The sequence below is a fragment of the Streptomyces zagrosensis genome, assembly GCF_014203645.1.
Lineage (GTDB): Bacteria > Actinomycetota > Actinomycetes > Streptomycetales > Streptomycetaceae > Streptomyces > Streptomyces zagrosensis.
In genome coordinates this window covers 37,514-61,632 of sequence record NZ_JACHJL010000023.1, presented here as the reverse complement: position 1 = coordinate 61,632, position 24,119 = coordinate 37,514, and the positions used below count along the sequence as shown (strand labels likewise).

The following is a 24,119-nucleotide window of genomic DNA, read 5'->3' as shown; positions in this document are numbered from 1 at the left end:
AGCGCCAGTTCAGACCGGTCTACGGCCGCACCCCGCACCCGTCTCCGGCCCCTTCACCACGCGAGTTCACCGCCCACGGCCCCGCTCCCTTCACCAAGTGGTTGGCTGCCGCCGTCTCGGCCGCTGCCGTGGGACTGCCGGCGCTGCCGCGTATCGTCGCGGGCCGCAGCCAGCGGATCAGTGTGCTGCGGGCCGCGCGCAGCAAGCGGGACGCCGGGCCATGGCCCACCGCGCGTTCCGCCACCACCGTCTGGAACGTGTGGTGCTCGCGTAGCTCACGCACCGTGCGCCAGTCGTGGCGGCCGGGTGCGGGCGGTGCGGGCTCGCCGTGCTGTGCGCTGCGGTAGAGGTCGAGTGCGTACTGCTGGGTGATGTTCATGCCTTTCACCCTGCGACGGTCCAGCCTGGCGGGGCGCTTCGATTGACGCAGGCTGTCAAGCGTCTCTTGACCTGGGGCACAGGCAGGGCACAGTGGTTGTGTGAGTGTGACCATCGACATCGCGGGCCTGCCCCCAGAACGCATCGTCTTCGCCCCATCACCGCTGGCCGAGTTGGGTGCGGCGCTGCACGCGCTGTCCGAGCCCGCACACCACCCGGGCCTGCACAACTGGACGACCGCCACCGCATGTTCGCTCAAGCCCGACTTGGCCGATCGGCTCCAGGAGGCGGACTTTCTATGGCGTACGACGCGCTCCGACATACTGCTGCCCGGCACACCGGGCTCGACCCTCGCCGAGGACCTGGACCGCCTCGACCAGATGCCGCAGGAGCAGTTCGTGATCGCCGCGCTGGAGATCTCCTGCTCGGCCGACTACGGGCGCATGGCGAACCCGCTGCGCGATGCGTACGAACGCGACCGGGCCAGAGAGCGCGCCGCCGCCCGCGGCCCGTGCCAGGCGGCGTTCGTGGAACGAATGCTGGCCGACCCGGCCACCGTACGAGCCTGGCTGCGCCGCCTGTTCGAGGACTGTGAGCAGGCGTTCTTCGCCGACACCTGGCAGCGGGTACGCGTCCAGCTCGCGGCCGACGCCCGGCACAAGGCAGACGTGTTGCGCCACAAGGGGCTGGCGGAGGCGCTGGCGGCGGTCTCGCCTGCCCTCTCGCTCGACGCCGACCGGGGACGGATCGTCGTGGACAAGCTGGCGACCAGCCAGACGACCGCCCTGCTGCCGAACGACCGCGCCGGGGTCACCTTCGTGCCGACCGCCTTCGGCTGGCCGCATCTGATGGTGCTGTACACCCCGGGCTGGCGTCCCGTCGTCCATTACCCGGTGGCCTCCCCGGAGCTGCCCCGCCCGCAGGCGCTCGAACTCGTACAGCGGCGCCTGGAGGCGGTGGCCCACCCGGTCCGGATGAACCTGTGCAGGTCGCTGGCGCGCGGCACACACACCACGGGCGAGCTCGCCGCCGCGCACCGCATCACATCGCCCGAGGTCTCCCGGCACCTTGCGGTGCTGAAGAAGGCCGGGCTGCTGGCCACCCGGCGGCGCGGCCGGTACGTACTGCACCAGCTCGACCTGACGGCAGTGGCCCGCCTCGGCAGCGACTTCCTGGAGAGCGTGCTGCGCTGAGTGCGGACCGGCCGGCCGCTACTGGGCCGTGCCGCCCGCGCGCACCAGACCCGTCTCGTACGCGAGGACCACCACCTGCACCCGGTCCCGCAGCCCGAGCTTGGTCAAAATGCGGCCGACATGGGTCTTCACGGTCGCCTCGGAGAGCACCAGACGGGCCGCGATCTCGCCGTTCGACAGCCCCTGGGCGACCAGCATCATCACCTCGCGCTCCCGCTCGGTCAGCTTGCCGACTTCGGAGCGGACCGGCTCGGCAGCATGGGTGCTCGGCAGCATCGGCGTGAACCGGTCGAGCAACCTGCGCGTCGTGCTCGGCGCAACCACCGCGTCGCCGCTGTGCACGGCGCGGATGGCGGTGAGCAGTTCAGCGGGCGGCACGTCCTTGAGCATGAAGCCGCTCGCCCCGGCCTTGAGCGCGGAGAACGCGTACTCATCGAGGTCGAACGTGGTGAGGATGAGCACCTTCGGCGCGCCCTCGGTCCGGCATATGCGGGCGGTCGCCTCCACCCCGTCCAGCCGCGGCATCCGGACGTCCATGAGCACGACGTCCACCTCCGCGGTCTTCAGCACCTCAAGCGCCGCAAGACCGTCACCCGCCTCGGCGACGACGTCCATGTCCGGCTGGGCGGCAAGCACCATGCGGAAGCCGGTACGGAGGAGAGCTTGATCGTCGACGAGCATGATGCGGATACGCATCTGATTCGGTCCCTCTCTCGGGGCTCTTGAGGCGGTGGCTCGTAAGCCCGCTGCGTTCTGGTGGCTCGGGGGCTACGGGGGGCTGTGAGGGCTGCGGGGGCTGTGAGGGCTGCGGGGGCTGTGAGGGCTGCGGGGGCTGTGAGGGCTGCGGGGGCTGTGAGGGCTGTGAGGGCTGTGAGGGCTGTGAGGGCTGTGAGGGCTGCGGGGGCTGTGAGGTTCTGGGCGGCGGGGGCACCATTCACCGTACGCGGGCTCGTATCACTCGCCGCACGGAGCCCACACCGGTCACCGTGCCAAGGCTTGCCCCACTCACCAACCGGGAAGCGCGCACGGCGTACCCCGCACCACCCACCGAGCCGCTCGGCGCCCCAACGCTTCAACGTTTCACCGGCAGCACCACGCTCACCCGGAAGCCGCCGCCCCTACGCGGCCCCGCCTCCAAACTGCCCCCCACCATCCCGACGCGCTCGCGCATGCCAATCAGGCCATGACCGAGCCCATCGGCACCACCCGTCTCGTACAGTTCGCGTCCCGCGCCCCGGCCGTCGTCCTCGATCAGCAGGGCGAGTGCGGCCTCGTCGTAGGTGATCCATACGGTCGCTCCCACGTGCTCACCCCCGTGCTTGCGGGTGTTCGTCAGTGCCTCTTGCACGATGCGGTACGCGGTCAGCTCCACTCCACTGTCCAGCGGGCGCGGGCTGCCCTGCACCTTGAAATCGACCGGTAGGCCCGCGCCCCGCACCTGCTCGATGAGCTCCGAAAGCTGCTCGACACCGGGCTGCGGCACGTACTCGCCGCCCTCCGCCTGTTCCCCGGTGCGCAGGACGCCCAGCAGCCGTCGCATCTCGGCGAGGGCCTGTCGGCCGGTGCCCGAGATGGTCTCCAGAGCCTGTTTGGCCTGTTCGGGAGCGGCGTCCAAAACGTAGGCGGCGCCGTCTGCCTGCACCACCATCACCGACACGTTGTGCGCGACGACATCGTGCAGCTCGCGCGCTATTCGGGCGCGCTCCCCCGCTACCGCCACCTTCGCCTGTGCCTCACGCTCCCGCTCCAGGCGCGCAGCACGCTCCTCAAGCTGGGCGTAGTAGGCCCGGCGGGTGCGCAGCGAGTCGCCGAGGACCCAGGCCAGGGCGAACGGGATGGTCGCGAAGAAGATGCCGACTATGGCCTGCCATTCGGTCTGTTCCTGTGGGTGCCAGCGCACGCCGGCGATGGTCGGTGCCAACAGGCCGCCGATCAGCCCGAACCAGGAGGACCAGCGGGCACCGTTGGCAGCACAGGTGTAGATGACCACCAGCATGGCGAAATCGGCCGGGTTGATCTCGACGTTCGTTGCCAATTGGACGAGGCCGCAGCCCGCCACCACCAGCAGCATGTGCTCAGGCGCCCGCCGGCGCAGCGCGCTGGCCAGGCACAACGTGACACAGATGGGAACCGCCGCGATGCGCGGCTCGCGGCCCATGTCCGCCTCTACGAACCACACCAGGGCGAAGCCCGCCAGCATGACAGCCCAGAAGCTGTCCACACCGGTCGGGTGCCTGCGGAGGAAATCGTAGAGACGCTGCACGTTACCCAGCGTAGGCAGAGGAAGGATGTGTGGGGGTCAACCGGACGGTCGATCCGGTAGCCCCGCGCGTACTCCCCAAGGTGGAGACCGACCGCTCGGTATCCTCCTCAAAGCCCCCATCTCTCCACGCAGCCGCAGGTCAGCGACGACCCGAACGGGATGCTTAGCCCTACCTGACCACAGCGACGTAGATGATCGAGGCTGGGCCTGCCGGCCCGGGCAAGAATGCGGAAGGTGGTGCGCCGATGGCGGGCGACGACATGGCGAAGGACTCGGCCTCGCCCCGGAGCGAGGCACAGGACGGCTCACGCGGCGGGGAACGAGCCGGTTCTCGCAAGGGGGAACCAGACGGTTCACAGGGCGGGGAGTGGGGCGGTTCCTCGGACGGGGAACGGGTTGGTTCGCACAGTCAGGACGGGCCCGGAGTCGGGCCCTGGAGGGGTTGGCGGGCCGCCGCCGAGCGGGCGCTGTACGGGCCCAACGGCTTCTACCGCCGCCCCGAAGGCCCCGCTGGTCACTTCCGTACCTCCGTGCACGCCTCCCCCCTCTACGCGCAGGCCATCGCCGCACTGCTCGCCCGCGTCGATGCGGCCCTCGGCCGCCCCGCCGAACTGGCCATCGTGGACGTGGGCGCCGGGCGCGGCGAACTCCTCACCGGCGTGCTGAGCGCCCTGGGCGACGACGCCGATGGCATCGGTAAGCGGCTGCGCCCGTACGCCGTCGAACGCGCGGCCCGACCGGCCGGGCTCGATCCCCGGATCGACTGGCTCGACGATCTCCCGGCGCCCGGTTCGCTGACGGGGCTGCTGATCGCCAACGAATGGCTGGACAACGTGCCGGTGGACGTCGCCGAGGTGGACGCGGACGGTGTGCCGCGCCAGGTGCTGGTCTCAGCGAACGGTACGGAGCGGCTGGGCGATCCGCTGGCCGGCGAGGACGCCGCGTGGCTGGCCGACTGGTGGCCGCTGGACGCGGAACCCGGGCTACGCGCCGAGCCAGGGCCGCCCAGGGACGCCGCCTGGGCACGGGCCGTATGCACCCTCGACACCGGGCTCGCCGTGGCCATCGACTACGCCCACGCACGCGGCAGCCGCCCCCCGTACGGCACCCTGACCGGCTTCCGCAACGGCCGCGAGGTGCGCCCCGTACCGGATGGAACGTGCGACCTGACCACCCATGTCGCGCTGGACGCGTGCGCTGCGGCGGGCGCACGAGCGGCGACAGATCGCCGTACAGCGCCGCCACACCGCCTCCGTACGACGCCGACCGACCACGGCCCCGAGGTGACGGACGACCACGGCCCCGGGACGGCGACCGACCAAGGACCGGGGGCGACACCCCGCATCCGCACCCAGCGGGACGCGCTGCGCGCGCTCGGCGTCACGGGGCGACGGCCACCGCTGGCGCTGGCCAGCACCGACCCCGCCGGATACGTACGGGCCCTGAGCGCGGCCGGTGACGCAGCCGAACTGACCGACCCCGCCGGGCTCGGCGGCTTCCTGTGGCTGTGCCAACCGGTCGGGCCCGCAGCCCTGGCCGACGTGCTCGCGTAGCCGACTCAGGACGGCGTGGGTAGCCGCCTTGGGACCGCGCAGGGCGCCTTAGAGCGAGCTGACACACTAGGGCGCATGACGGAGACGACAGTCGGCATTGGCGGAGCGGCGGAGAGCACCGACATGGTGCTCAACATCGGGCCCCAGCATCCGTCCACCCACGGTGTGCTGCGGCTACGGCTGGTGCTCGACGGGGAGCAGATCGTCCACGCCGAGCCGGTGATCGGCTATATGCACCGGGGCGCGGAGAAGCTGTTCGAGGCGCGCGACTACCGGCAGATCATCATGCTCGCCAACCGGCACGACTGGCTCTCCGCCTTCTCCAACGAACTGGGCGTAGTGCTCGCCGTGGAGCGGATGCTCGGCATGGAGGTGCCCGAGCGCGCCGTGTGGACGCGCACCCTGCTCGCCGAGCTGAACCGCATCCTCAACCACCTGATGTTCCTCGGCTCCTACCCCCTCGAACTGGGCGGCATCACCCCCGTCTTCCACGCGTTCCACGAGCGCGAGCAGCTCCAGGCCGTCATGGAAGAAATCTCCGGCGGCCGGATGCACTTCATGTTCAACCGGGTCGGCGGCCTCAAGGAGGACCTGCCCGCCGGCTGGCTCGGCCGCGCGCGCGACGCGGTGGCCGAGGCACGGTCGCGGATGGACGTGTACGACGACCTCGTTCTCGGCAACGAGATCTTCCGGGGCCGCACCCGTGACGTGGGCGCCCTCTCCGCCCAGGCCGTCCACGCGTACGGGGTCAGCGGTCCGATCGCCCGCGCCTCCGACGTGGACTTCGACCTACGGCGGGACGAGCCGTACCTCGCGTACGGGGAACTGCGCGACACGTTGCGCGTCGTCACCCGCGTCGAAGGCGACTGCCTGGCCCGCTTCGAGTGCCTGCTCGATCAGACGCACAACTCGCTCGACCTCGCCGACGCCTGCCTCGACCGCATCGTCGAGCTGCCCCCCGGCCCGATCAACCAGCGGCTGCCCAAGGTGCTCAAGGCCCCGGAGGGCCACACCTACGCGTGGACCGAGAACCCGCTCGGCCTCAACGGCTACTACCTGGTCTCCAAGGGCGAGAAGACCCCGTACCGGCTCAAGCTGCGTTCCGCCTCGTTCAACAACATCCAGGCGCTGACGGAGCTCCTCCCCGGCACCCTGGTCGCCGACATGGTCGCCATCCTCGGCTCGCTGTTCTTCGTCGTCGGCGACATCGACAAGTAAGCGACGCCGGCAGGCAGGTGACACCGGCAACTAGGCGACACCGACGAGCAGGTAACGCCGACGAGCAGGCGACACCGACGAGCAGGCGACGTCGGCGAGTAGGCCACATCGGCGAGTGGCCACGTCGGCAAGCAGGCGTTACGTCACTGCCGCAGCCGCTACGAGATCGCGCCGCGCAACTCCGCGAGGCTGATCTGCTCCGTCTCGTCGTGGGCGGTGAGGTCGATGACCCCGTTGCTTCCCACGGCGATAGGGTCCCCGGGCGTGGCGTCCTCGGGCGCAACGTCCTCGACCGTGGCGTCCTCGGGCATGGCATCCACAGGCATGGCGTCTACGGGCATCGCATCCACGGACATGGCGTGCACGGCCGTGACGTCCGCTGGCGTGTTCTCCGCGTGGGCCGCGTGAGCGGCGATGGCCTCCGCGCCGACGACGTCCGCAAGGTCCTCCTCCAGCCCAGCGGTGGAGCGGCGAGCGACGGGGCTGCGGACGGCGGCCGATGACTGCGCATTGCCGAAGAAGTCGAAGCCGCCGATGGCCCGGGACGCGGGGCGGTGGTGCCCGGCGATCTGGGCGCCACCCGGCGCCGGCTGGGGCATGACCGCCGCAGCAGCGCCAGAGGGGACCGCCCGCGCCCGACTGTGCTGGGTGGGCGCCCCTTCGAGTGCGGCCCCGGCCGGAACCTCATCCGCGACAGCCGGCACCCGCACCTCATCCGCGACGGCCGCCGCAGCAGCCTCCTCGGCAACAGCCCCGGCGAGCACACGCTGCTCCCCAAGCCCGGCCCGCTCACCACCGCGCTCGGCGGCCGGGTCGGCGCCGCGCTGCCGGGCTGCGTTTTGTGCGAGGTTGCGCAGGGCCAGGGCCGCCTGCCGGTACGCACCGGAGGTCAAGGCCAGCTCGCCCGCAGCACCGGCCGTCTCCACCGGGCCCGCTGATCCAATCAATCCAGCGGCCACGGCCGAGGCCGGCGACGAAGCCGCCACGGCCGCAGGGCCCGCAACCGAAGACGCGCCCAAGGCGCCCGCAACCGAAGACGCCGCAGCCGAAGTGCTCGCTGCCGCCGGTGCGCCCAGGGTCAGGCGGCGGCGTTCCTCCAACGTTTTGGCGCGCTCGGTCTCGGCGGTGGCGTATCGGCGCAGCAGTGCCGCGTGCTCGTTACGCAGCCGCGCCAGTTCGGCGCGCTTGGCCCGCAGCTTCGCCTCCAACTTGGTGCGTACGGCGCGGTCCTGCTCCGCCTCGGCCTCCAGCTCCGCTGCGCGTTCCTCGGTTCGCCATTCCTCGCGCAACCGGGCGCTGTTCAGGTCCGCGATGCGCTTGCCGGCCACAGCGTCCCAGTAGCGCAGCAGTACCGCTCCGACGATCGCGGCCACCGCCGCGGCCGTGGCCAGCGAGCGGACCAGCACAGGTTCACCGACGAGCCAGGCAGCCGCGGCACAGGCGGTTGAGACACCTGCGACGGCCAGCGGTGGGAGCAGCCGGTGCAGAGGCAGGGAATGGCGATGGCGTCCACGTGGCATGGCCTGAAACTTACCGTGCGTACGGTGTGGTTCGCTGCCCGCCCCGCAATCTGTTCCCTGCCAGTTACTTCTTCAGCAGACCCTTCTTCTCCAAATAGTCCTTGGCGACATCCGCTGGCTTCTCTCGTTCCGCGTCCACCGCACGGTTCATGTCGGCCAGGTCTTGGGTTGTCAGAACCCGAGTGAGCTTGTCGAGTACCGCTTCCAGCTTGGCGCCGCCCGCGTCCTTCTTGTTGACCACGGGAAGGACATTGTCGGCGTTTTGCAGGCCCTTGTCGTCTTTCAACAGAACGAGACCGAAGTCGTCCAGTGTGGCGTCCGTTGTCGTGGTCAGCAGCATGTCGTCGGTGCCGTCCTTGACCGCCTGCTTGGACTGGACGGTGCCCACGCCCTTGGGATCGACATCCGTGACATTGATGCCATACGTCTTCTTCAGTCCGGGTGAGCAGAACGGGCGCTGGCTGCACTCATCACCCGCCGCCAATTTGATCTTGAGGTTTGACGCGCCGAGATCCGAGAGCGTGGACAGGTCGTGCTTCTCGGCGAACTCCTTGGTGACCGCGAACGCGTTCTGGTCGATGGCGTCTCCCGCGGAAAGCACCTTGAGCCCGCGAGGTTCGGCAAGCTTCTTCAGCGCCGCGACGGTCTTGTCCGTGTCATCCGAAGCGACGGGATTCTTCGCCGGCGCGTCGGGACCGTTCTTCTTGGCGTTGAGGAATTCGGCGAGCGTCGCCGCGTATTCCGGGACCACGTCGATCTGGCCCTTCTCCAGGGCCGGTGCGTACAGTTCGCGGGCCTTCAATGGCTGGATCGAGGTGCGGAAACCGGCATCGTCCAGTATCTGGGCGTACAGCTCCGACATGACCTTGAACTCGGTGAAACCGGCCGCTCCGACCACCACCGAGCCCTTGCCCCCACCACCACGGGCGCCGGACTCCTCCAAGCTCTTGCCGCCATATCCGATGACCACCGCACCGAGTGCAACCACCGCGGCCGTGCCGCCCGCCGCGAACTTCACCGCCGTCGCCGGCGCCACCCGCTCCTCCGACCGGCGTTCGCGCTCGGCCCGCCGGTTGGCCGCACGCACCGGCTTCGGCACCGGGCTCAGCAGCCGCTCGGCCACGATCAACACGCCCTCGATCAGCAGCGCAAGCCCGGCGACCAGCACGGCGCCAGCGATGACCTGGTCCGGGTTGTAGGTGTTGAAGCCCGCCGTGATGATCCGGCCGAGCCCGCCGCCACCGGGCAGCGCGGCCAGCGTTGTGGTGGCCACCACCTGCACGGCGGCCGTCCGCACCCCCGTCATGATCAGCGGAAAGGCCAGCGGCAGCTCGACCCTGCCGAGCAACTGCCAACCGGACATGCCCATTCCACGCGCCGCCTCGACAACGTCCCGATCGGCCTCGCGCATCCCGACGTACGCGTTGGTCAGCAGCGGCGGCACCGCGAACAGCACCAGCGCGATGATGGTCGGCAGGTCTCCGTGCTTGCCGAGCGGCGTGAGCATCAGCACCACGAGGACGGCGAACGTCGGCACCGCGCGCCCCGCGTTGGAGATGTTGACCGCGAGCGCGCCGCCCTTGCCGATGTGGCCCAGGTAGAGCGCGATGGGTAGTGCGATGGCACAGGAGATGGCCAGGCACACCACGGTGAGGTACACATGCTCACCGAGCCGCTGCCAGGCGCCGCTCGTGCCGGCCCAGTTGGCGCTGGTGGTCAGCCAGTCATACGCGCCGGTGATCTCGTCCATCGTCCTCAGCCCGCCTTCGCGACGCGCGCCACGCGCCGGGTTCCGATGCGTTTCCCAGCCCCGTCACCGGCTCGCCCGCGCCCTCTGGTCCACGGGGTCAGCAGCCACTGCACGCCGAGCAACAGCACATCCGCGACGACCGCAAGGAGCACACAAAGAGCCGATGCCGTCAGCACCTGGGCCTTGAAGAAGCTGTCCATGCCGTCGTAGATGAGGTTGCCCAGGCCCCCGAAGCCGACGATCGCGCCGACCGTGGTGAGCGAGACGGTGGAGACCGTGACGATCCGCACGCCCGCCATCACGGCGGGCAGCGCCAGCGGCAACTCCACCTCGAACAACAGGCGCGTCGGCCCGTACCCCATGCCGCGGGCGGCCTCACGCGCGTCGGCGGGCACGGATGCGAGCCCGGCCAAGATGTTCCGCACGAGAACAGTCAGTGAATACAGCACAAGTCCGGTGACCACCACCGCCGCTGACACCCCGAACACCGGCATCAGCAGGGCGAACATGGCCAGCGACGGCACCGTGTACAGCACTGTCGTCAGCCCGAGGATCGGTCCGGCGGCGGCGCGCCAACGCCGGGCGAGCAGCGCCAGCGGAAACGCCACGAGCAGGCCAATGCCCACGGAGACTGCGGTGATCCACACATGTTGCACCGTCGCGTCCGTCAGCTCCTGGCTCCGCGTGCGCACGTACTCGCCGCAGATCCATTCATTCGCCGCTAGACAGCCCTTCGCGCTCATGACCGCCCGCCTCCCCCGTGCCTACCAGTCCCATGCCCCGCACGTTTTCGAACGCGCCGGTCCCATGCCTGGCGACCCTAACCCCGAGCACTGACAATCGAGCTCGACCGCCACGAGAGCGCAATATGTTCTTCAACGAACACGGCGACAATGGGGACCCATGATCCGCTTCGAGCACGTCAGCAAGCGCTACGCCGATGGCACCACGGCGGTGGACGACCTTTCCTTCGAGGTCGCGGAAGGTGAGCTGGTCACGCTCGTCGGGCCGTCTGGCTGCGGCAAGACCACCACCATGAAGATGGTCAACCGGCTCATCGAGCCGACCAGCGGCCAGATCTTCCTGGACGGGGAGGACATCGCGACCATCGACCCGGTGCAGCTGCGGCGGCGCATCGGATACGTCATCCAGCAGGTCGGACTCTTCCCGCACAAGAGCGTCCTGGAGAACACCGCCACCGTGCCGCACCTGCTCGGTTGGCAGCGCGCCAAGGCCCGTGAGCGGGCGACCGAACTCCTCGATCTGGTCGGACTCGACCCCTCCGTTTACGGTGACCGCTACCCCGATCAGCTTTCCGGAGGCCAGCGCCAGCGCGTCGGCGTGGCCCGCGCCCTCGCCGCCGACCCACCGGTATTGCTGATGGACGAGCCGTTCGGCGCGGTGGACCCCGTCGTACGCGAGCACTTGCAAAACGAGTTCCTCAGGCTTCAGGCACAGGTCCGCAAGACGGTGCTGTTCGTCACGCACGACATCGAGGAAGCGGTACGGCTCGGCGACCGGATCGCGGTGTACGGCAGCGGGACGATCGAGCAGTTCGACGCCCCCGCCGCGGTGCTCGGCGCGCCCGCCACCCCGTACGTGGCCGACTTCGTCGGCGCCGACCGCGGCCTCAAGCGGCTCACGGTCACCCCGATCGAGCCCGGCGATCTGGAACAGCCGCCCGTCGTCCACCTCGATGACCCGCTGCCGAAGGCCGCGGCCCGGCTCGCGGCGGAGGGCGCGCGGTGGGCCGTTGTCCTGGACGACCGGGACAATCTGCACGGCTGGATCTTGGCGGACGCGGCGTTGGCGAAGAGCAGCGGGACGGTCAAGGAGCATGCCCGCCGGATGGAGGCGTGGCTTCCGGTTGGCTCGTCCCTCAAGCAGGCGTTCAGCAGCATGCTGCAAAACGATGCAGGTTGGATCGCGGTCCTCGACGGCGACCGCTTCCTCGGCGTCCTCACCCCGGGCCGCCTGCACGAGGCACTCCGCCGCTCCATCGACGCGGACGCCCAGGCGATCCCGCGCGCGGAGGTCGAACTCCAGACGATCGCCGACGCGTAGGCCCTGGCCGGGCAGGCGACCTGGCACGGGCTGGGGGCATACGGGCAACCTGGCACGGGCCGGGGCGGACGACCTGGCACGGGCGGGAGGCGGGTGGGCAACCTCGCGCGGGAGAGCGCGGGAGAAGCACCCCGCGCACCGACACAGCGCCGCCCAGCCCCGCACAGCGCCCCTGGCGGGGAGCGCTCGTGGGGGGCGGTGGCTACGCGCGGGCCGCGCCCCGTGGGTCATCGTCGTCGTCCTCCGGCAGCTTCAGCACCCGCTCCAGGAAGAACGCCACCGCGACCACCGCCGCACCGGCGACCACCGAAGCTCCGGCGTAGATCGCCTGGTCGCGGCGGGCCGGGATATCGAGTTCGCTGAGGACGAGGAAGAGGCCCACCCCGCCGTACATGCCCGAGACCAGCGCCGCCACCAGGGCGCTGGCCTGCCCGAAGACCACCGCGCGGGCCGCCACCAGCGGATCAACGCCCTTCGCGCCGGGCCGTCGCTCGCGCTGGGCGGTCAGCCGAGACCGTAGCGAAAGGGCCGTCGCACCGAGCACCACGGCGATCAGCGCCAGCACGACGGGGGCCGCGAGCGGCACGCTCGGCAGGGTGCCGAGCGTGTCCCATAGCCGGGCGCCTGCCCACGACAAAACACCGGCCACGGCGAAGAGGCCGACCAGCACCCCGATCCGAAGTTGCTTCACCGAGCGGTCGCCCCTCATCGTCGTTCTCCTGCACAATGTGCCGGCGCCGCCCACCAGCGGCACCAACCTGTCAACGTCTATTCAGGCAGCCGCAGTTCCAGGTCCACCCGCGGCACCACGCCAGCACGATCCACCTCGGCCAGCAATTCGGCGACCGTACCCCGGCCCGGAATGACTGCCTCCGGTTCCACGTCATGCCACGGTACGAGGACGAAGGCGCGCTCGTGGCAGTGCGGATGCGGAAGGGTGAGTACCGGATCGTCGGAGACGACGTCCTGGTACGTCAAAATGTCCACATCAATCGTACGCGGACCCCAGTGCTCGTCTCGTACGCGCTCGAAAGCCTCCTCGATCGCATGGCCGCGGTCCAGCAGCGACGTCGGCGGCAGCGTGGTCTTAAGAAGCACGACGGCATTGAAATAGGAGGGCTGCGAGCCCGCCGCCACCCCCCATGGCTCGGTCTCGTACACCGGCGACACTGCCTTGATCCGCAGGCCAGGCGTGTCCTCAAGGGCGTCAACCGCGCCTTGCAGGGTCTCCAGGCGGTTGCCCAGATTGCTGCCGAGCGAAAGCACCGCCCATTTCGGATTGCTCAAGGTGATATCCGCGGCGTCCACCCGTTCCACCACGGAGGCGGGAACGGGCTGCACGGTCGGATCGCTGCTGCTCATACTCGGCTCCGCGTGATGGTAATGGTCACGTCATCAAAAGGAACGGTGATCGGGGCTTCCGGCTTGTGCACGACAACCTCGACCTCGCGCACCACCGCGTGCCGCAGGCATCGGTCGGCGATCCGCTCGGCGAGGGTCTCGATCAGGTCCACCGGTTCGCCCTCCACCACGGCCACGACCTCTTCGGCCACGACCCCGTAGTGCACGGTCTTCGTCAGATCGTCATCGGCAGCCGCGGGCCGCGTGTCCAGGCCGAGCACCAGGTCAACGACGAAGGTCTGGCCCTTCTCGCGTTCCTCGGCGAACACGCCGTGGTGCCCCCGGGCCCTCAGGCCCCGCAGCGCGACACGGTCCACACGAATCACTCCTGCTGATCATCGGTACGGGCGGGCACCGATTCGCGCCGGCGCGCCACCCTCCCTGGGTGAGACGGGAATACCCCCGTTATCGAATCTACCTGCGAGCGCCGACCCCGCTCGCCCGCGGGGGCTATGGACAGCACAGCGTCCGACTGCTAGATGCACACTGTTGGCGCGCCGGCCACTGTTCTACGTCCCCCCTCCTTACCCTCCCGCCACGCAGCTCGAACGAGTGAACAGTCGTGCATGCGCTGGCGAGCCCGCGCTGACGAGGAAGCACGCCCGTACGGGGAGGAAGCAATCCCGACAGGCAGTCGGAAAACAACCGCTCCCACCGCGCCGGCCCGGTACGGCGCGGCTCATGCGGTGGGAGCGGTTCATAGGGACAAGCCCGGCGCGGCAGCACGGCCGCGGGCCGCCCGGCGTGTCAGTCGCCCAGACCTGCCGGGCTGCCGCCGATGCCGTCGTCGAGGGCCTCACCCAGATCGTCCTCGTCATCGCGCTCGGCCAGGACCGGGGAGCCGTGATGGGACCAGACCTTCCAACCGTCCGCGCTGCGCCGAAACACGTTCGTCGCCACCACGAGCTGGCCCACCAGCGGCCCGAGCGCGCCCTCCTCCTCGGCCGGGCCGCCGCTGAGGATGTTCTCCGTGCAGGTGACCAGCGCGGTGTCACCGAGCACGGACACCTCGACGTCGGTCAGGAAGAACTGGATGTACTCGGTGTTCGCCATGATCAGCGTGTACGAACGGAGCACCTCGCTTCGCCCGCGCAGCACCGGCCAGCCGGGATGGACACAGCTCACATCGTCATCCAGCCACATTCTGCCGAGCGCCACCGCGTCACCGCGCTCCATCGCCTCGTAGAGGGCGGTGTTCGCCAGTTCCACCAGCTCACTGTCCGTACGGGAAGTCACACCGCTCCCTCTGCGTTGGCCACGCCTGCCCCACCTGCCCCGTCCGTCTCGCACACCCTGCCTGCCTCGCCCGTCCTGCCTGCCTTGTCTGTCCTGTCTGTCTTTACCTGGTTCGTCCCAGTTCGGTCCGCGCCCGTATCACCCGCCCCGGGTGCGTACCCGTCATGCGTTCCCGCACCCCGGCCGCTGCCAGTCGCCCCGGGGCCGGTCGCCCCCGAGCCGGGCGCTTTGGAGCCGGTCGCCCGATGCGGCCCAGCGCCGACCGCCGACGAGGCCACCCCATGAGCGGGCGCAGCCGTAGCCGCCTCTGCGGCGGCTGCCGTGGCCGCGCTTTCGATCGCCCGGGCAACGCGTACCGCGTCGGCGCTCGGCCGTACCTCGTGCACCCGCACTGCCCAGGCGCCTTCCCTGGCCACGATGGCCGAGACGGCGGCCGTCGCCGCATCCCGCTGCCGGGCCGGCGGGGGACTGCCCACCCCGCCAGCGAGCACCCGGCCGAGGAACCGCTTGCGGGACGCCGCGACCAGCAGGGGCCGCCCCAACTCCCGCAGCCTGGCCAGGTTGGCGACCAGCGCCAGGTCGTGCTCCGCGTTCTTCGCGAAGCCAAGGCCCGGGTCGACGATGATGTGATCAGGTGCGATACCACCCGCCACCGCGCGCTCCACGCTGTCCCGGAGTTCGGCGACCACTTCGCCCACCACGTCCCGGTAGACGGCCCGGTTGTTCATGTCGATGGATTGGCCGCGCCAGTGCATCACCACGAACGGCACCCCGGCGGCGGCCACCACCGGCACCATCGCCGGATCGGCGCCACCGCCACTCACGTCGTTGACCAGCGTCGCCCCGGCCTCCACCGCACGCTCGGCGACCGTCGCCCGCATCGTGTCCACGCTGACGATGGCCCCCGCCGCGGCGAGTTCCCGCACGACGGGCACGACGCGCCGCAACTCCTCGGACTCATCGACCCGGGCCGCACCCGGGCGGGTGGACTCGCCGCCCACGTCCACCAGGTCCGCGCCACTGGCGACCAGGTCCAGGCCGTGCTTGACGGCCAGCTCGGTATCGAACCACTTGCCACCGTCCGAGAACGAGTCCGGCGTGACGTTCACTACGCCCATCACGGCGCACCGGTCCCACGTCGGCAGCCCGACGAGGCCGCCCCGACCCGTCCGTCCACCGTGATCACGCAACGTACTCATGCCTCCAGCCTAGGCCGCCCGCACCGGCGGGCCGCTCGTGCGGGGGTCCGGCCGCCCCGCGCGCGGACTGCGCGCCCCCTCGTAGACCCGGCGCGCCACAGTTTCAGCCAGGGCCCGCCGTACGTCCCCTTGAGCACCGGGAGTCATCGCAGCGGCTACGCCCGCGCGGGCCAGCGAGCGCCCGCGGCCCGCGCGCCGCGCACCCTGATCCGCGCCCGCCCCACCCGACGGCCCCGCCGCTGCCAGAGCCACCCGGTAGGGCTCGGTGATGCAACAGCTAGCCCGTGGGTGCGCCAGGTACTCCCGCGCCCACGGGGATGCCGGTTGCGTCCGATGCACCCGCACCAGCTGCGCCCGCACCAGATGTACTGGTGCCTGCGGACCTGGCACCTTCGGCCCTGGCACCACCAGACCTGGCGCCCGCCGACCTGGTGGCACCCGCCGCGCGCATCCGGCCGAACACGGCCCGGCCCCTGGCCCCGACCTCCGCGGCAGTGCCGGCCCCAGGCTCCGCCGCGGCATCGGCCTCCGTCGCCGCGGCGACCGGAGCCACCGCGTCCCGTCGCACCGCCGCCGACCCGCCCCCGGGAGCGGAACCGGAACCCCGGCCCCGCCACGGGATACGCGGCAGCGCCAGCGACACGAAGCCCTCGGCCTGCATCGCGGCCAGGCCGATACGCGGCAGGTCACGGGTGTTGCGGAAGACCACGAACCGTGGGTCCCAACGCGGCTGGAACTTGGCGTTGAACTTGTAGAGCGACTCGATCTGGAACCAGCGCGAAAGGAAGATCAGCAACCCGCACCAGCCGCGCAACACCGGCCCGGCGCCCAGCCGCTCACCGCGGGCCAGGGCCGAGCGGAACATCGCGAAGTTCAATGAGACCCGCTTGACGCCCAGCTCGGGCGCGGCCTGGAGGGACGCCACGATCAGCAGCTCGTTCATGCCGGGGTCGGCGGTCCGGTCGCGGCGCATCAGTTCGAGCGACATGCCATCGGTGCCCCACGGTACGAAGTGCAGCACGGCCTTCAAGTCCCCGTACGGCCCCGTGCCCGTACCCGTACCCGTACCCGTACCCGTACCAGCCGTACTGGTCGCGCCGTCCGCGCCGCATTCCTCGCCGCTGCGATGCGCTGTGGCGATCACCGCGTCGCCGTCCGCCGGGTCGCCGATGCGGCCGAGCGCCATCGAGAAGCCGCGTTCGGTGTCGGTGCCGCGCCAGTCGGCCGCCGCCCGCTGGATCTGCTCTATCTCGATGGGGCTGAGCTCGGACGCCCGCCGTACCCGGGTCTCGTAGCCGTTGCGCTTGATGCGCCCCACCATCTGCCGCACGTTACGCATCGAACGCCCGCTCAGGGTGAAGTCCGGCACCTCCACGATGGCCTCATCGCCGAGTTCCAGCGCGTCCAGCCCGGTCTCACGGGTCCACACCTCGCCGCCGGTCTCGCTGCACCCCATCACCGCGGGCGTCCAGGAATGCGCCTTGGCCTCCGCCATGAAGCGCTCGATGGCCCCGGGCCACGCCTCCACATCACCGACCGGGTCGCCGCTGGCCAGCATGACGCCACAGATCACCCGGTAACAGACGGCGGCCTTGCCGCTGGGCGAGAAGACCACCGCCTTGTCGCGGCGCAGCGCGAAGTGGCCAAGGGAGTCCCGCCCGCCGTGCCGGGCCAGCAGCTCCCGTAGCCGGTCTTCGTCCTCGGAGGTCAACTGGGCCACCGGCTGCTCGGGCCGGAAGGCGAGGTACGCGGTGGTGGCGACGGTCAGCAGGCCGAGGGCGCCCAGGGAGTAGCCGACGGTGTAGTCAACGCCGCCGGTGTAGTCCATCGGGCCCTCAAAGCCGAACAGGCCCCACAGCACATGCTCGAACCGATCCCTGATCGACGGATCGCCGACCACCTTGCTCGGGTGCGAGCCGACGATGACCAGCCCAAGCCCGAAGCTCGCGCCGCCGAGCAGCACGAAGTTGGCCAGCGCCTTCCACCGGGTGCGCGGGTCGGGCAGCGCGGCGAACTCGCCCCGGTGCCGCACAAGCAGCGCGAGCAGCACCAGCGACAAGATCGCGCCACCGATGGAGTGCCGGTAGATGAGCTGAGCGGCAGCGCCGACCGGCAGCAGCCCAGCCGCCGCGACCCATGCGCGCCGTTTGCGACGCTTGAGACCGTGGGCGAGCATGAGGAGCAGCACGCCCACCACGATCGAGGCGGCGGCGGCCAACGGGCTCACCGCGCCGGGCAATATCTCCGCCAGGGAGTGCGCCCAGCTATGGCGAAACCGCGGGAAGACGCCCGCGGCGATGTCGAGCAGACCGATCAACGCACAGGCGGTGCCGATCACGGAGGGAACGGTCTCGGGCCGCGGGCCCCGTGCCACACGTCGCAGCCTGGTGGCAACCACTTTGGACTCTTCACCGTCTTGCCTTGCAGACATGTACTTCCCGTCGCCCCTGTCAAGAGGATCTGCTGCCCGCTGGTCACAGCTTTGGTAAATGCGCCCTCTAGGACGGTGATTCACCGCACGGGGTTCCCTTCCGCGGCACGGGTGACCGGTCGCCCGTCAGAAAGTTCGCCATGGGTCTCACCAGCAACAAGGTCGTGACGCTCGCGGTCATCGCGGCTGTGCTGTTTTTCGCCATGACCGTGTGGCTGTGGCCGCGGCTGGCCCAGCGCAAACCGCTCGCGGTCCTCGGCCGCATCGGAACACTGCTGATCACGCAGGTCTCGGTGTTCTGCGCGATAGGGCTGTTCGCCAACCAAACCTTCGGCTTCTACGGATCATGGGCTGACCTCTTCGGCACCCAGGATTCCCTCGGCGTGGTCGTGGATCACGACACACCCGCCCACGAGCGGGTCAAGGTCATCAGCACCCGCAGGGTGAACGTGCCCGGCGGCGACAGACCGCACATCGGCGGGCGAATAGAAAAGATCACGGTGCAAGGACCGGCCTCGCGGATCGCCAGCCCGGCGTACGTCTATCTGCCGCCCGAATACTTCACGGAGCCGCGCCGCATCTTCCCCGCGGCCGTGATCCTCACCGGCTATCCCGGTACGGCCGAGGCGCTGATCAACGGGCTCAAGTACCCGCAGACCGCACACAAGCTCGTCAAGAAGGGGGCGACGCAACCGATGGTGTTGGTCTTGCTGCGGCCGACCGTAGCCCCGCCACGGGACACCGAGTGTGTGGATGTGCCACGCGGCCCGCAGACCGAGACCTTCTTCACCAAAGACCTGCCGCATGCGATATCGGCGCACTACAGGACCGGCCGCGAGGCCAAGAACTGGGGCGTCATCGGCAACTCCACCGGCGGCTACTGCGCGCTCAAGATGGCGATGCGGCACCCCGAGGCATTCTCCGCTGCGGCCGGCCTTTCGCCCTCGTACAAGGCGCCCATCGACCGCACCACGGGCGATCTGTTCGGCGGCGACAAGCAGCTTGAGCGCGAGAACAATCTGCTGTGGCGGCTGGATCACAAGCCTGCCCCGCCCGTGTCCCTCCTGGTCACCAGCAGCAAGGAGGGCGAGCACAACTACAAGAACACGATGAAGTTCATCGACAAGGTGAAACGATTGCGCAAGGACGGCGCGCCGACACGAATCTCCTCGATGATCCTCGACAGCGGCGGCCACAACTTCAACACCTGGCGCCGTGAGGTCCCCGGCACCCTGGAATGGATGGGCGACCGCCTGACGGCCCCCTCACCTGGGCGTCCCGCCTGACGGCGCCCTCGCGGGACCGGCCCCGCTCCGCATGGTACGCACTACCGCCCGATGATCAGGCTCATCGCCTCGGAGCGCGTGGCCGCATCGCGCAACTGCCCCCGCACCGCTGAGGTCAGCGTCTTGGCGCCGGGCTTGCGAATGCCGCGCATGGACATGCACATGTGCTCGCACTCGAAGACGACGATCACTCCACGCGGCTCCAGTATCCGCATCAGCGAATCCGCGACCTGCGTCGTGAGCCGCTCTTGGACCTGCGGTCGGCGGGCGAAGACGTCCACGAGCCGGGCCAGCTTGGACAGGCCGGTGATCTTGCCGTCGTTGGAGGGGATGTAGCCGACGTGCGCCACACCGCGAAACGGCACCAGATGGTGCTCACAGGTGCTGAACACCTCGATGTCCTTCACCAGCACCATCTCGTCATGGCCAAGGTCGAACGTCGTGGTCAGGACGTCCTCCGGCTCCTGCCACAGCCCGGCGAATATTTCCTTGTACGCACGCGCCACCCGCCCCGGGGTCGCCCGCAGACCCTCCCGGTCCGGGTCTTCACCCACCGCGATCAGCAGCTCACGAATCGCATTCTCGGCGCGCTTCTCATCGAAGTCACCAATGATGCTTGTGCCGTCCAAGGTGACCGGGTCGGTCATGGGCATTGCCTCGTTCCTCGTTCATGCCGTGCTGCCTTGCCGTGCTGCCTTGCAGACGTCGCACCAGCCGTACGGGCGGGGCTCACCCGTGTCTTCGCTGAAAAGCCGCGCCCCCCAGGCTAGAACCTGGGGGGCGCGTCTTTCATTCCGGGGCCAATAGGCGCCGAGAGGCACCGTGATAAAGGCCACGCGGACCGGTCAGTACCGGATCAAAACCGGCCTTCGGTCCGTGCCACTCTGGCCGGGCGCGGCATCCCGCGTCCGGCCAAAGCGGCATCAGGCGTCGCCGCGCGGCGGCTCGTCCTGCAACTCCGTTGTGTCCTCGGACGTGCTGCCCTTGCTGATCGTCGTGGCCGCGGCGCCGTTTGCCGGGGCCAACTCGCGAGGCGAGAGCACCGGCGGGCGGGTCGATGGCGTACGCCGCGAAGAGCCGGTCCACGCCGGGCGCAGCGGGCGCTTGACGATCGTGGAGAAGATCTCCGCCAACTCTTCCTTGTTGAGGGTCTCCCTCTCCAAGAGCGCGAGGACGAGGTTGTCGAGCACATCCCGGTTCTCGACCAGGATTTCCCACGCCTCGTTGTGCGCGTTCTCGATCAGCTTCTTGACCTCTTCATCGACCAGCGCGGCGACCTCTTCCGAGTAGTCACGCTGGTGCGACATGTCGCGGCCGAGGAACGGCTCGGAGTTCTCCGAGCCGAACTTGATCGCGCCCAGACGCTCGGTCATGCCGTACTGGGTGACCATCGCGCGGGCGGTGCGTGTCGCCTTGTCGATGTCGTCGGAGGCTCCGGTCGTCGGGTCGTGGAAGACCAGTTCCTCCGCCGCGCGCCCACCCATCATGTACGCGAGCTGGTCGAGCATCTCGTTACGCGAGGTGGAGTATTTGTCGTCCTCCGGCAGCACCATCGTGTATCCGAGGGCCCGGCCACGGGAAAGGATGGTGACCTTGTGCACCGGGTCGCTGTTCGGCGACGCCGCCGCGACCAGGGCGTGTCCGCCCTCGTGGTACGCGGTGGTCTTCTTCTCCTTCTCGCTCATGATCCGGGTCCGCTTCTGCGGGCCCGCCACGACGCGGTCGATAGCCTCGTCCAGCGCGTAGTTGTCGAGCAGCTTCTTGTCGTTCCGAGCGGTCAGCAGCGCCGCCTCGTTCAACACGTTGGACAGATCGGCGCCGGTGAAGCCGGGCGTGCGGCGGGCGACGGCCTTCAAGTCAACGTCCGGGGCGACTGGCTTCCCCTTCTGGTGCACCTTGAGGATCGCCAGGCGGCCCTGCATGTCGGGCCGGTCCACGGCGATCTGTCGGTCGAAGCGCCCGGGGCGCAGCAGCGCGGGGTCCAGGATGTCGGGCCGGTTGGTCGCGGCGATCAGGATCACGCCGCCCTTGACGTCGAAGCCGTCCATCTCCACGAGGAGCTGGTTGAGCGTCTGCTCACGCTCGTCGTGGCCACCACCCATGCCCGCACCACGGTGCCGTCCAACGGCGTCGATCTCATCGACGAAGACGATCGCCGGGGCGTTCGCCTTGGCCTGCTCGAACAGGTCGCGAACACGGGAGGCACCGACACCGACGAACATCTCGACGAAGTCGGAACCGGAGATCGAGTAGAAGGGGACGCCTGCCTCGCCGGCGACGGCACGCGCAAGCAGCGTCTTGCCGGTGCCAGGCGGGCCGTACAGCAGCACACCCTTGGGGATCTTGGCGCCAACGGCCTGGAACTTCGCGGGCTCCTGGAGGAACTCCTTGATCTCGTGAAGTTCCTCGACCGCCTCGTCGGCCCCGGCCACATCGGTGAACGTGGTCTTCGGGGTGTCCTTGGTGATCAGCTTGGCCTTCGACTTCCCGAAGTTCATGACTCGGGAGCCGCCGCCCTGCATCTGGTTCATCAGGAACAGGAAAACGACGACAATTAGGACGAAGGGAAGCAGTGACAGCAGGATGCCGACAAACGGATTCTGCTTCGACTGAGAAACCGTGTACCCATCGGGAATCTGGTCCTTCTCAGCATTGGCCTGAAGCGTCGCCGCGATCTTGACGCCCTGGTCGCCAATGTAGTTGGCCTGGAGCTTCCTGCTGCCCGAGACCTTGTCCTCGTCGTCCTTTAGCTGGACCTTGATCTTGTGCTCATCGCCGGTCGTCAGCTCTGCGGATTTGACTCGGTTCTTATCGATCGCATTGACGACCTCGCTGGTGTCCACCGACTTGTGGCCGCCGGACGAACCGACGACCTGCATCAACACGACCACGGCGAGGACGGCCAGCACGATCCACATGACCGGCCCACGGAAGTAGCGCTTCACGTCCATCCATACGGGGCGGAATCGCCCCGTCCCTCCTGCCACAGTGAGGCACGGAACCCTCTTGCGAGAGCTGCTTGTGCGTACGGTGTTTTACTCGGTCTGAGAAGACTGACCTTCGGACGGTACCCCAGCATCATCACCAGGCGCCGCCACGGGCGGTTAACGAAATGGCCTTCCCATGCTTCAACGGCGGGAAACGGTGACCGGTTCCCGCCGGGGCCCAGGGCCGTCGTCCGGCCGCTCAACCACCGTAGACGTGCGGCGCCAGGGTGCCCACAAAGGGCAGATTGCGGTACTTCTCCGCGTAGTCGAGGCCGTAACCCACGACGAACTCGTTAGGAATGTCGAAGCCGATCCACTTCACGTTGATGTCCACCTTGGCCGCCTCCGGCTTGCGCAGGAGCGTGACCACGTTGAGCGAGGCCGGGCCGCGGGAGCCCAGGTTCGACAGCAGCCAGGACAGCGTGAGCCCGGAGTCGATGATGTCCTCGACGATCAGCACATCGCGACCGGCGATGTCGGTGTCGAGGTCCTTGAGAATGCGCACCACACCAGAGGACTGGGTGCCCGCGCCGTACGAGGACACCGCCATCCAGTCCATCGTGACGGGGGTGGACAGGGCCCGCGCCAGGTCGGCCATGACCATCACAGCGCCCTTGAGGACGCCCACGATGAGCAGGTCCTTGCCCTGGTACTCCACGTCGATCTTGGCGGCCAGCTCGGCTAGCTTCGCGTCGATCTCTTCCTTGGTGATGAGCACCGACTGGAGGTCGGTGCCCATGTCCTTGTCGTCCACCCGTGCCACTCTCGCTTGTTTCACGCTTACCAGGCTCGGGCGAATCAGCCCTGCCGAATGACCAGTCTGCCACCCTGCCGCTGAACCTCGATGCGGCCGGGCAGGTTGATGGCTCGCTGACCATGCCAGCTGGTGATCAGCCGGTCCACCTCCTCGATGTGCCGGGCGAAGAGCGAACCGGCAGGCGACCCCGCCGCGATGGCCACCCGGCGAAGCACCCTGCGGCGCACGGCGGCCGGCAACTCACCGAGCGCCGCGGCGTCGAGGGAGTCGATGGCATCGGACGGTTCCACAGCGCTGCCCTGCCGAGAGCATGCGACGGAGCCAAGGGAACTCGGCGGACTGACAGCGTCAGGCGACACGGCAGATGCAGCAGAGACGAATGGTAGGCGGGACGCAGGGGGGGCCGTGGATGTCTGAGGTGCCTGGGGCGGGGGAACCACCGGAGGCGCGGAAGGCCCGTGAGCTACCGGAGATACGGGAGGCGCCGGAGATGCGGGAGGCGCGGAAGGTACCTGTCGCACTGGGGGCACGGAGGGTGCCGAAGATACGCGAGATGCAGGCGGTGCTGGGGGTGCCAGGGGCGCTGGAGATGCTGGGGCGGCCGGAGTGCCCGGTGCGCCGGCAGGGGCAGAGGTAGCCACCGGAGCGGGCTCAGCCTGGCGTGCGGGAGCGGGAGCGGGAGCGGGGGTGGGGGTGGGGACGGGGGTGGGGACGGGGGCTGGGACGTCGCCCGAGCGGGCGTGCGCGCCCGCGGGTGCCGGCGCGGCGGGGCGCACGGACGCGCCGGAGCCCGCGGCGGATGCCGAGGAAGCCGGGCGCACAGAGGCACCCGAGTCCGCATGGGCCGCCGAGGAAGCGGGGCGCACGGGGATGCCGGCCGGGG

19 protein-coding genes and 3 pseudogenes are annotated in these 24,119 nt (G+C 69.5%); 5 read left to right on the top strand and 17 right to left on the bottom strand.

Annotated features, from left to right (window positions below):
* Positions 1-19: 19 nt before the first annotated feature.
* Complete coding sequence (locus tag FHS42_RS30965) at positions 20-379, bottom strand: hypothetical protein (RefSeq protein ID WP_184578562.1); 360 nt, start codon at positions 377-379, stop codon at positions 20-22.
* Between the two features lie 106 nt (positions 380-485).
* Between FHS42_RS30965 and FHS42_RS30960 the strand changes: the two genes are divergently transcribed.
* The gene (locus FHS42_RS30960) at positions 486-1,571 is read left to right on the top strand and encodes a DUF5937 family protein (RefSeq protein WP_184578541.1); all 1,086 of its coding nucleotides are present in this window, start codon (positions 486-488) and stop codon (positions 1,569-1,571) included.
* A gap of 18 nt (positions 1,572-1,589) precedes the next feature.
* On the opposite strand, the gene FHS42_RS30955 is transcribed toward FHS42_RS30960, so the two are convergent.
* Together FHS42_RS30955 and FHS42_RS30950 are read right to left on the bottom strand one after the other, a co-directional pair.
* The gene (locus FHS42_RS30955) at positions 1,590-2,267 is read right to left on the bottom strand and encodes a response regulator transcription factor (RefSeq protein WP_184578393.1); all 678 of its coding nucleotides are present in this window, start codon (positions 2,265-2,267) and stop codon (positions 1,590-1,592) included.
* A gap of 376 nt (positions 2,268-2,643) precedes the next feature.
* Positions 2,644-3,834: a sensor histidine kinase gene (locus FHS42_RS30950; protein ID WP_184578390.1), complete on the bottom strand. Its 1,191-nt coding sequence runs from the start codon at positions 3,832-3,834 to the stop codon at positions 2,644-2,646.
* 245 nt (positions 3,835-4,079) lie between these two features.
* Here FHS42_RS30950 and FHS42_RS30945 point away from each other — a divergent pair, with 245 nt between their 5' ends.
* Positions 4,080-5,387, top strand: a complete 1,308-nt coding sequence (locus FHS42_RS30945; RefSeq protein ID WP_184578387.1) for an SAM-dependent methyltransferase — start codon at positions 4,080-4,082, stop codon at positions 5,385-5,387.
* 75 nt (positions 5,388-5,462) lie between these two features.
* A complete protein-coding gene (locus tag FHS42_RS30940; protein ID WP_184578384.1) occupies positions 5,463-6,605 on the top strand; it encodes an NADH-quinone oxidoreductase subunit D in 1,143 nt (380 codons plus the stop codon).
* A 158-nt stretch (positions 6,606-6,763) separates the two neighbouring features.
* Here the strand turns inward: FHS42_RS30940 and FHS42_RS30935 are convergent, their stop codons facing one another.
* The 4 genes and pseudogenes from FHS42_RS30935 to FHS42_RS30920 form a co-directional block, all read right to left on the bottom strand.
* On the bottom strand, positions 6,764-8,125 hold the full coding sequence (locus FHS42_RS30935; protein ID WP_184578381.1) for a hypothetical protein: 1,362 nt from the start codon (positions 8,123-8,125) through the stop codon (positions 6,764-6,766).
* A gap of 64 nt (positions 8,126-8,189) precedes the next feature.
* Complete coding sequence (locus tag FHS42_RS30930; protein ID WP_376772763.1) at positions 8,190-9,113, bottom strand: ABC transporter substrate-binding protein; 924 nt, start codon at positions 9,111-9,113, stop codon at positions 8,190-8,192.
* 210 nt (positions 9,114-9,323) lie between these two features.
* A pseudogene (locus FHS42_RS30925) lies at positions 9,324-9,875 on the bottom strand (ABC transporter permease); the annotation flags it as partial.
* 5 nt (positions 9,876-9,880) lie between these two features.
* Complete coding sequence (locus FHS42_RS30920; RefSeq protein WP_184578379.1) at positions 9,881-10,618, bottom strand: ABC transporter permease; 738 nt, start codon at positions 10,616-10,618, stop codon at positions 9,881-9,883.
* 160 nt (positions 10,619-10,778) lie between these two features.
* Here FHS42_RS30920 and FHS42_RS30915 point away from each other — a divergent pair, with 160 nt between their 5' ends.
* Positions 10,779-11,939, top strand: coding sequence for an ABC transporter ATP-binding protein (locus tag FHS42_RS30915; RefSeq protein ID WP_184578377.1), 1,161 nt, complete (start codon positions 10,779-10,781; stop codon positions 11,937-11,939).
* 202 nt (positions 11,940-12,141) lie between these two features.
* Here FHS42_RS30915 and FHS42_RS30910 read toward each other — a convergent pair whose 3' ends face one another.
* The 6 genes and pseudogenes from FHS42_RS30910 to FHS42_RS30885 form a co-directional block, all read right to left on the bottom strand.
* Positions 12,142-12,630, bottom strand: a complete 489-nt coding sequence (locus FHS42_RS30910; protein WP_184578535.1) for a DUF3180 domain-containing protein — start codon at positions 12,628-12,630, stop codon at positions 12,142-12,144.
* A 77-nt stretch (positions 12,631-12,707) separates the two neighbouring features.
* Entirely contained in the window at positions 12,708-13,301 is a 594-nt protein-coding gene (gene folK / locus FHS42_RS30905; protein ID WP_184578374.1) for a 2-amino-4-hydroxy-6-hydroxymethyldihydropteridine diphosphokinase, read from the bottom strand.
* The gene (folB, locus tag FHS42_RS30900; RefSeq protein ID WP_184578371.1) at positions 13,298-13,657 is read right to left on the bottom strand and encodes a dihydroneopterin aldolase; all 360 of its coding nucleotides are present in this window, start codon (positions 13,655-13,657) and stop codon (positions 13,298-13,300) included. The genes folK and folB overlap by 4 nt, the downstream gene beginning before the upstream one ends.
* 430 nt (positions 13,658-14,087) lie before the next feature.
* A complete protein-coding gene (locus tag FHS42_RS30895) occupies positions 14,088-14,576 on the bottom strand; it encodes a nuclear transport factor 2 family protein (protein WP_184578368.1) in 489 nt (162 codons plus the stop codon).
* Between the two features lie 320 nt (positions 14,577-14,896).
* Positions 14,897-15,775: pseudogene (gene folP, locus FHS42_RS30890) on the bottom strand (dihydropteroate synthase); the annotation flags it as partial.
* Between the two features lie 277 nt (positions 15,776-16,052).
* Positions 16,053-18,206 (bottom strand): phosphatidylglycerol lysyltransferase domain-containing protein, encoded by a 2,154-nt coding sequence (locus tag FHS42_RS30885; protein ID WP_246495656.1) that lies wholly within the window; start codon positions 18,204-18,206, stop codon positions 16,053-16,055.
* Between the two features lie 140 nt (positions 18,207-18,346).
* Between FHS42_RS30885 and FHS42_RS30880 the strand changes: the two genes are divergently transcribed.
* Positions 18,347-19,492: an alpha/beta hydrolase gene (locus FHS42_RS30880; RefSeq protein ID WP_184578365.1), complete on the top strand. Its 1,146-nt coding sequence runs from the start codon at positions 18,347-18,349 to the stop codon at positions 19,490-19,492.
* A 41-nt stretch (positions 19,493-19,533) separates the two neighbouring features.
* Here the strand turns inward: FHS42_RS30880 and folE are convergent, their stop codons facing one another.
* From folE to FHS42_RS30860, 4 genes and pseudogenes are all read right to left on the bottom strand, one after another.
* On the bottom strand, positions 19,534-20,139 hold the full coding sequence (gene folE / locus FHS42_RS30875; RefSeq protein WP_184578532.1) for a GTP cyclohydrolase I FolE: 606 nt from the start codon (positions 20,137-20,139) through the stop codon (positions 19,534-19,536).
* A 276-nt stretch (positions 20,140-20,415) separates the two neighbouring features.
* Positions 20,416-22,443, bottom strand: coding sequence for an ATP-dependent zinc metalloprotease FtsH (gene ftsH, locus FHS42_RS30870; protein ID WP_184578362.1), 2,028 nt, complete (start codon positions 22,441-22,443; stop codon positions 20,416-20,418).
* Between the two features lie 235 nt (positions 22,444-22,678).
* Positions 22,679-23,218 carry a hypoxanthine phosphoribosyltransferase gene (hpt, locus tag FHS42_RS30865; protein WP_184578528.1) on the bottom strand — a complete coding sequence of 180 codons (540 nt, stop codon included), beginning with the start codon at positions 23,216-23,218 and terminating at the stop codon, positions 22,679-22,681.
* A gap of 59 nt (positions 23,219-23,277) precedes the next feature.
* Positions 23,278-23,484, bottom strand: a pseudogene (locus FHS42_RS30860) (TilS substrate-binding domain-containing protein); the annotation flags it as partial.
* Positions 23,485-24,119 lie beyond the last annotated feature (635 nt).

Coding starts and splice junctions, on each gene's coding strand:
- FHS42_RS30935 (WP_184578381.1), bottom strand. CDS start 8,125: ATGCCACGTGGACGCCATCGCCATTCCCTGCCTCTGCACCGGCTGCTC.
- FHS42_RS30880 (WP_184578365.1), top strand. CDS start 18,347: ATGGGTCTCACCAGCAACAAGGTCGTGACGCTCGCGGTCATCGCGGCT.
- ftsH (WP_184578362.1), bottom strand. CDS start 22,443: ATGGACGTGAAGCGCTACTTCCGTGGGCCGGTCATGTGGATCGTGCTG.
- FHS42_RS30945 (WP_184578387.1), top strand. CDS start 4,080: ATGGCGGGCGACGACATGGCGAAGGACTCGGCCTCGCCCCGGAGCGAG.
- folK (WP_184578374.1), bottom strand. CDS start 13,301: ATGAGCAGCAGCGATCCGACCGTGCAGCCCGTTCCCGCCTCCGTGGTG.
- FHS42_RS30920 (WP_184578379.1), bottom strand. CDS start 10,618: ATGAGCGCGAAGGGCTGTCTAGCGGCGAATGAATGGATCTGCGGCGAG.
- folE (WP_184578532.1), bottom strand. CDS start 20,139: ATGACCGACCCGGTCACCTTGGACGGCACAAGCATCATTGGTGACTTC.
- FHS42_RS30955 (WP_184578393.1), bottom strand. CDS start 2,267: ATGCGTATCCGCATCATGCTCGTCGACGATCAAGCTCTCCTCCGTACC.
- FHS42_RS30915 (WP_184578377.1), top strand. CDS start 10,779: ATGATCCGCTTCGAGCACGTCAGCAAGCGCTACGCCGATGGCACCACG.
- FHS42_RS30940 (WP_184578384.1), top strand. CDS start 5,463: ATGACGGAGACGACAGTCGGCATTGGCGGAGCGGCGGAGAGCACCGAC.
- FHS42_RS30885 (WP_246495656.1), bottom strand. CDS start 18,206: ATGTCTGCAAGGCAAGACGGTGAAGAGTCCAAAGTGGTTGCCACCAGG.
- hpt (WP_184578528.1), bottom strand. CDS start 23,218: ATGGGCACCGACCTCCAGTCGGTGCTCATCACCAAGGAAGAGATCGAC.
- FHS42_RS30965 (WP_184578562.1), bottom strand. CDS start 379: ATGAACATCACCCAGCAGTACGCACTCGACCTCTACCGCAGCGCACAG.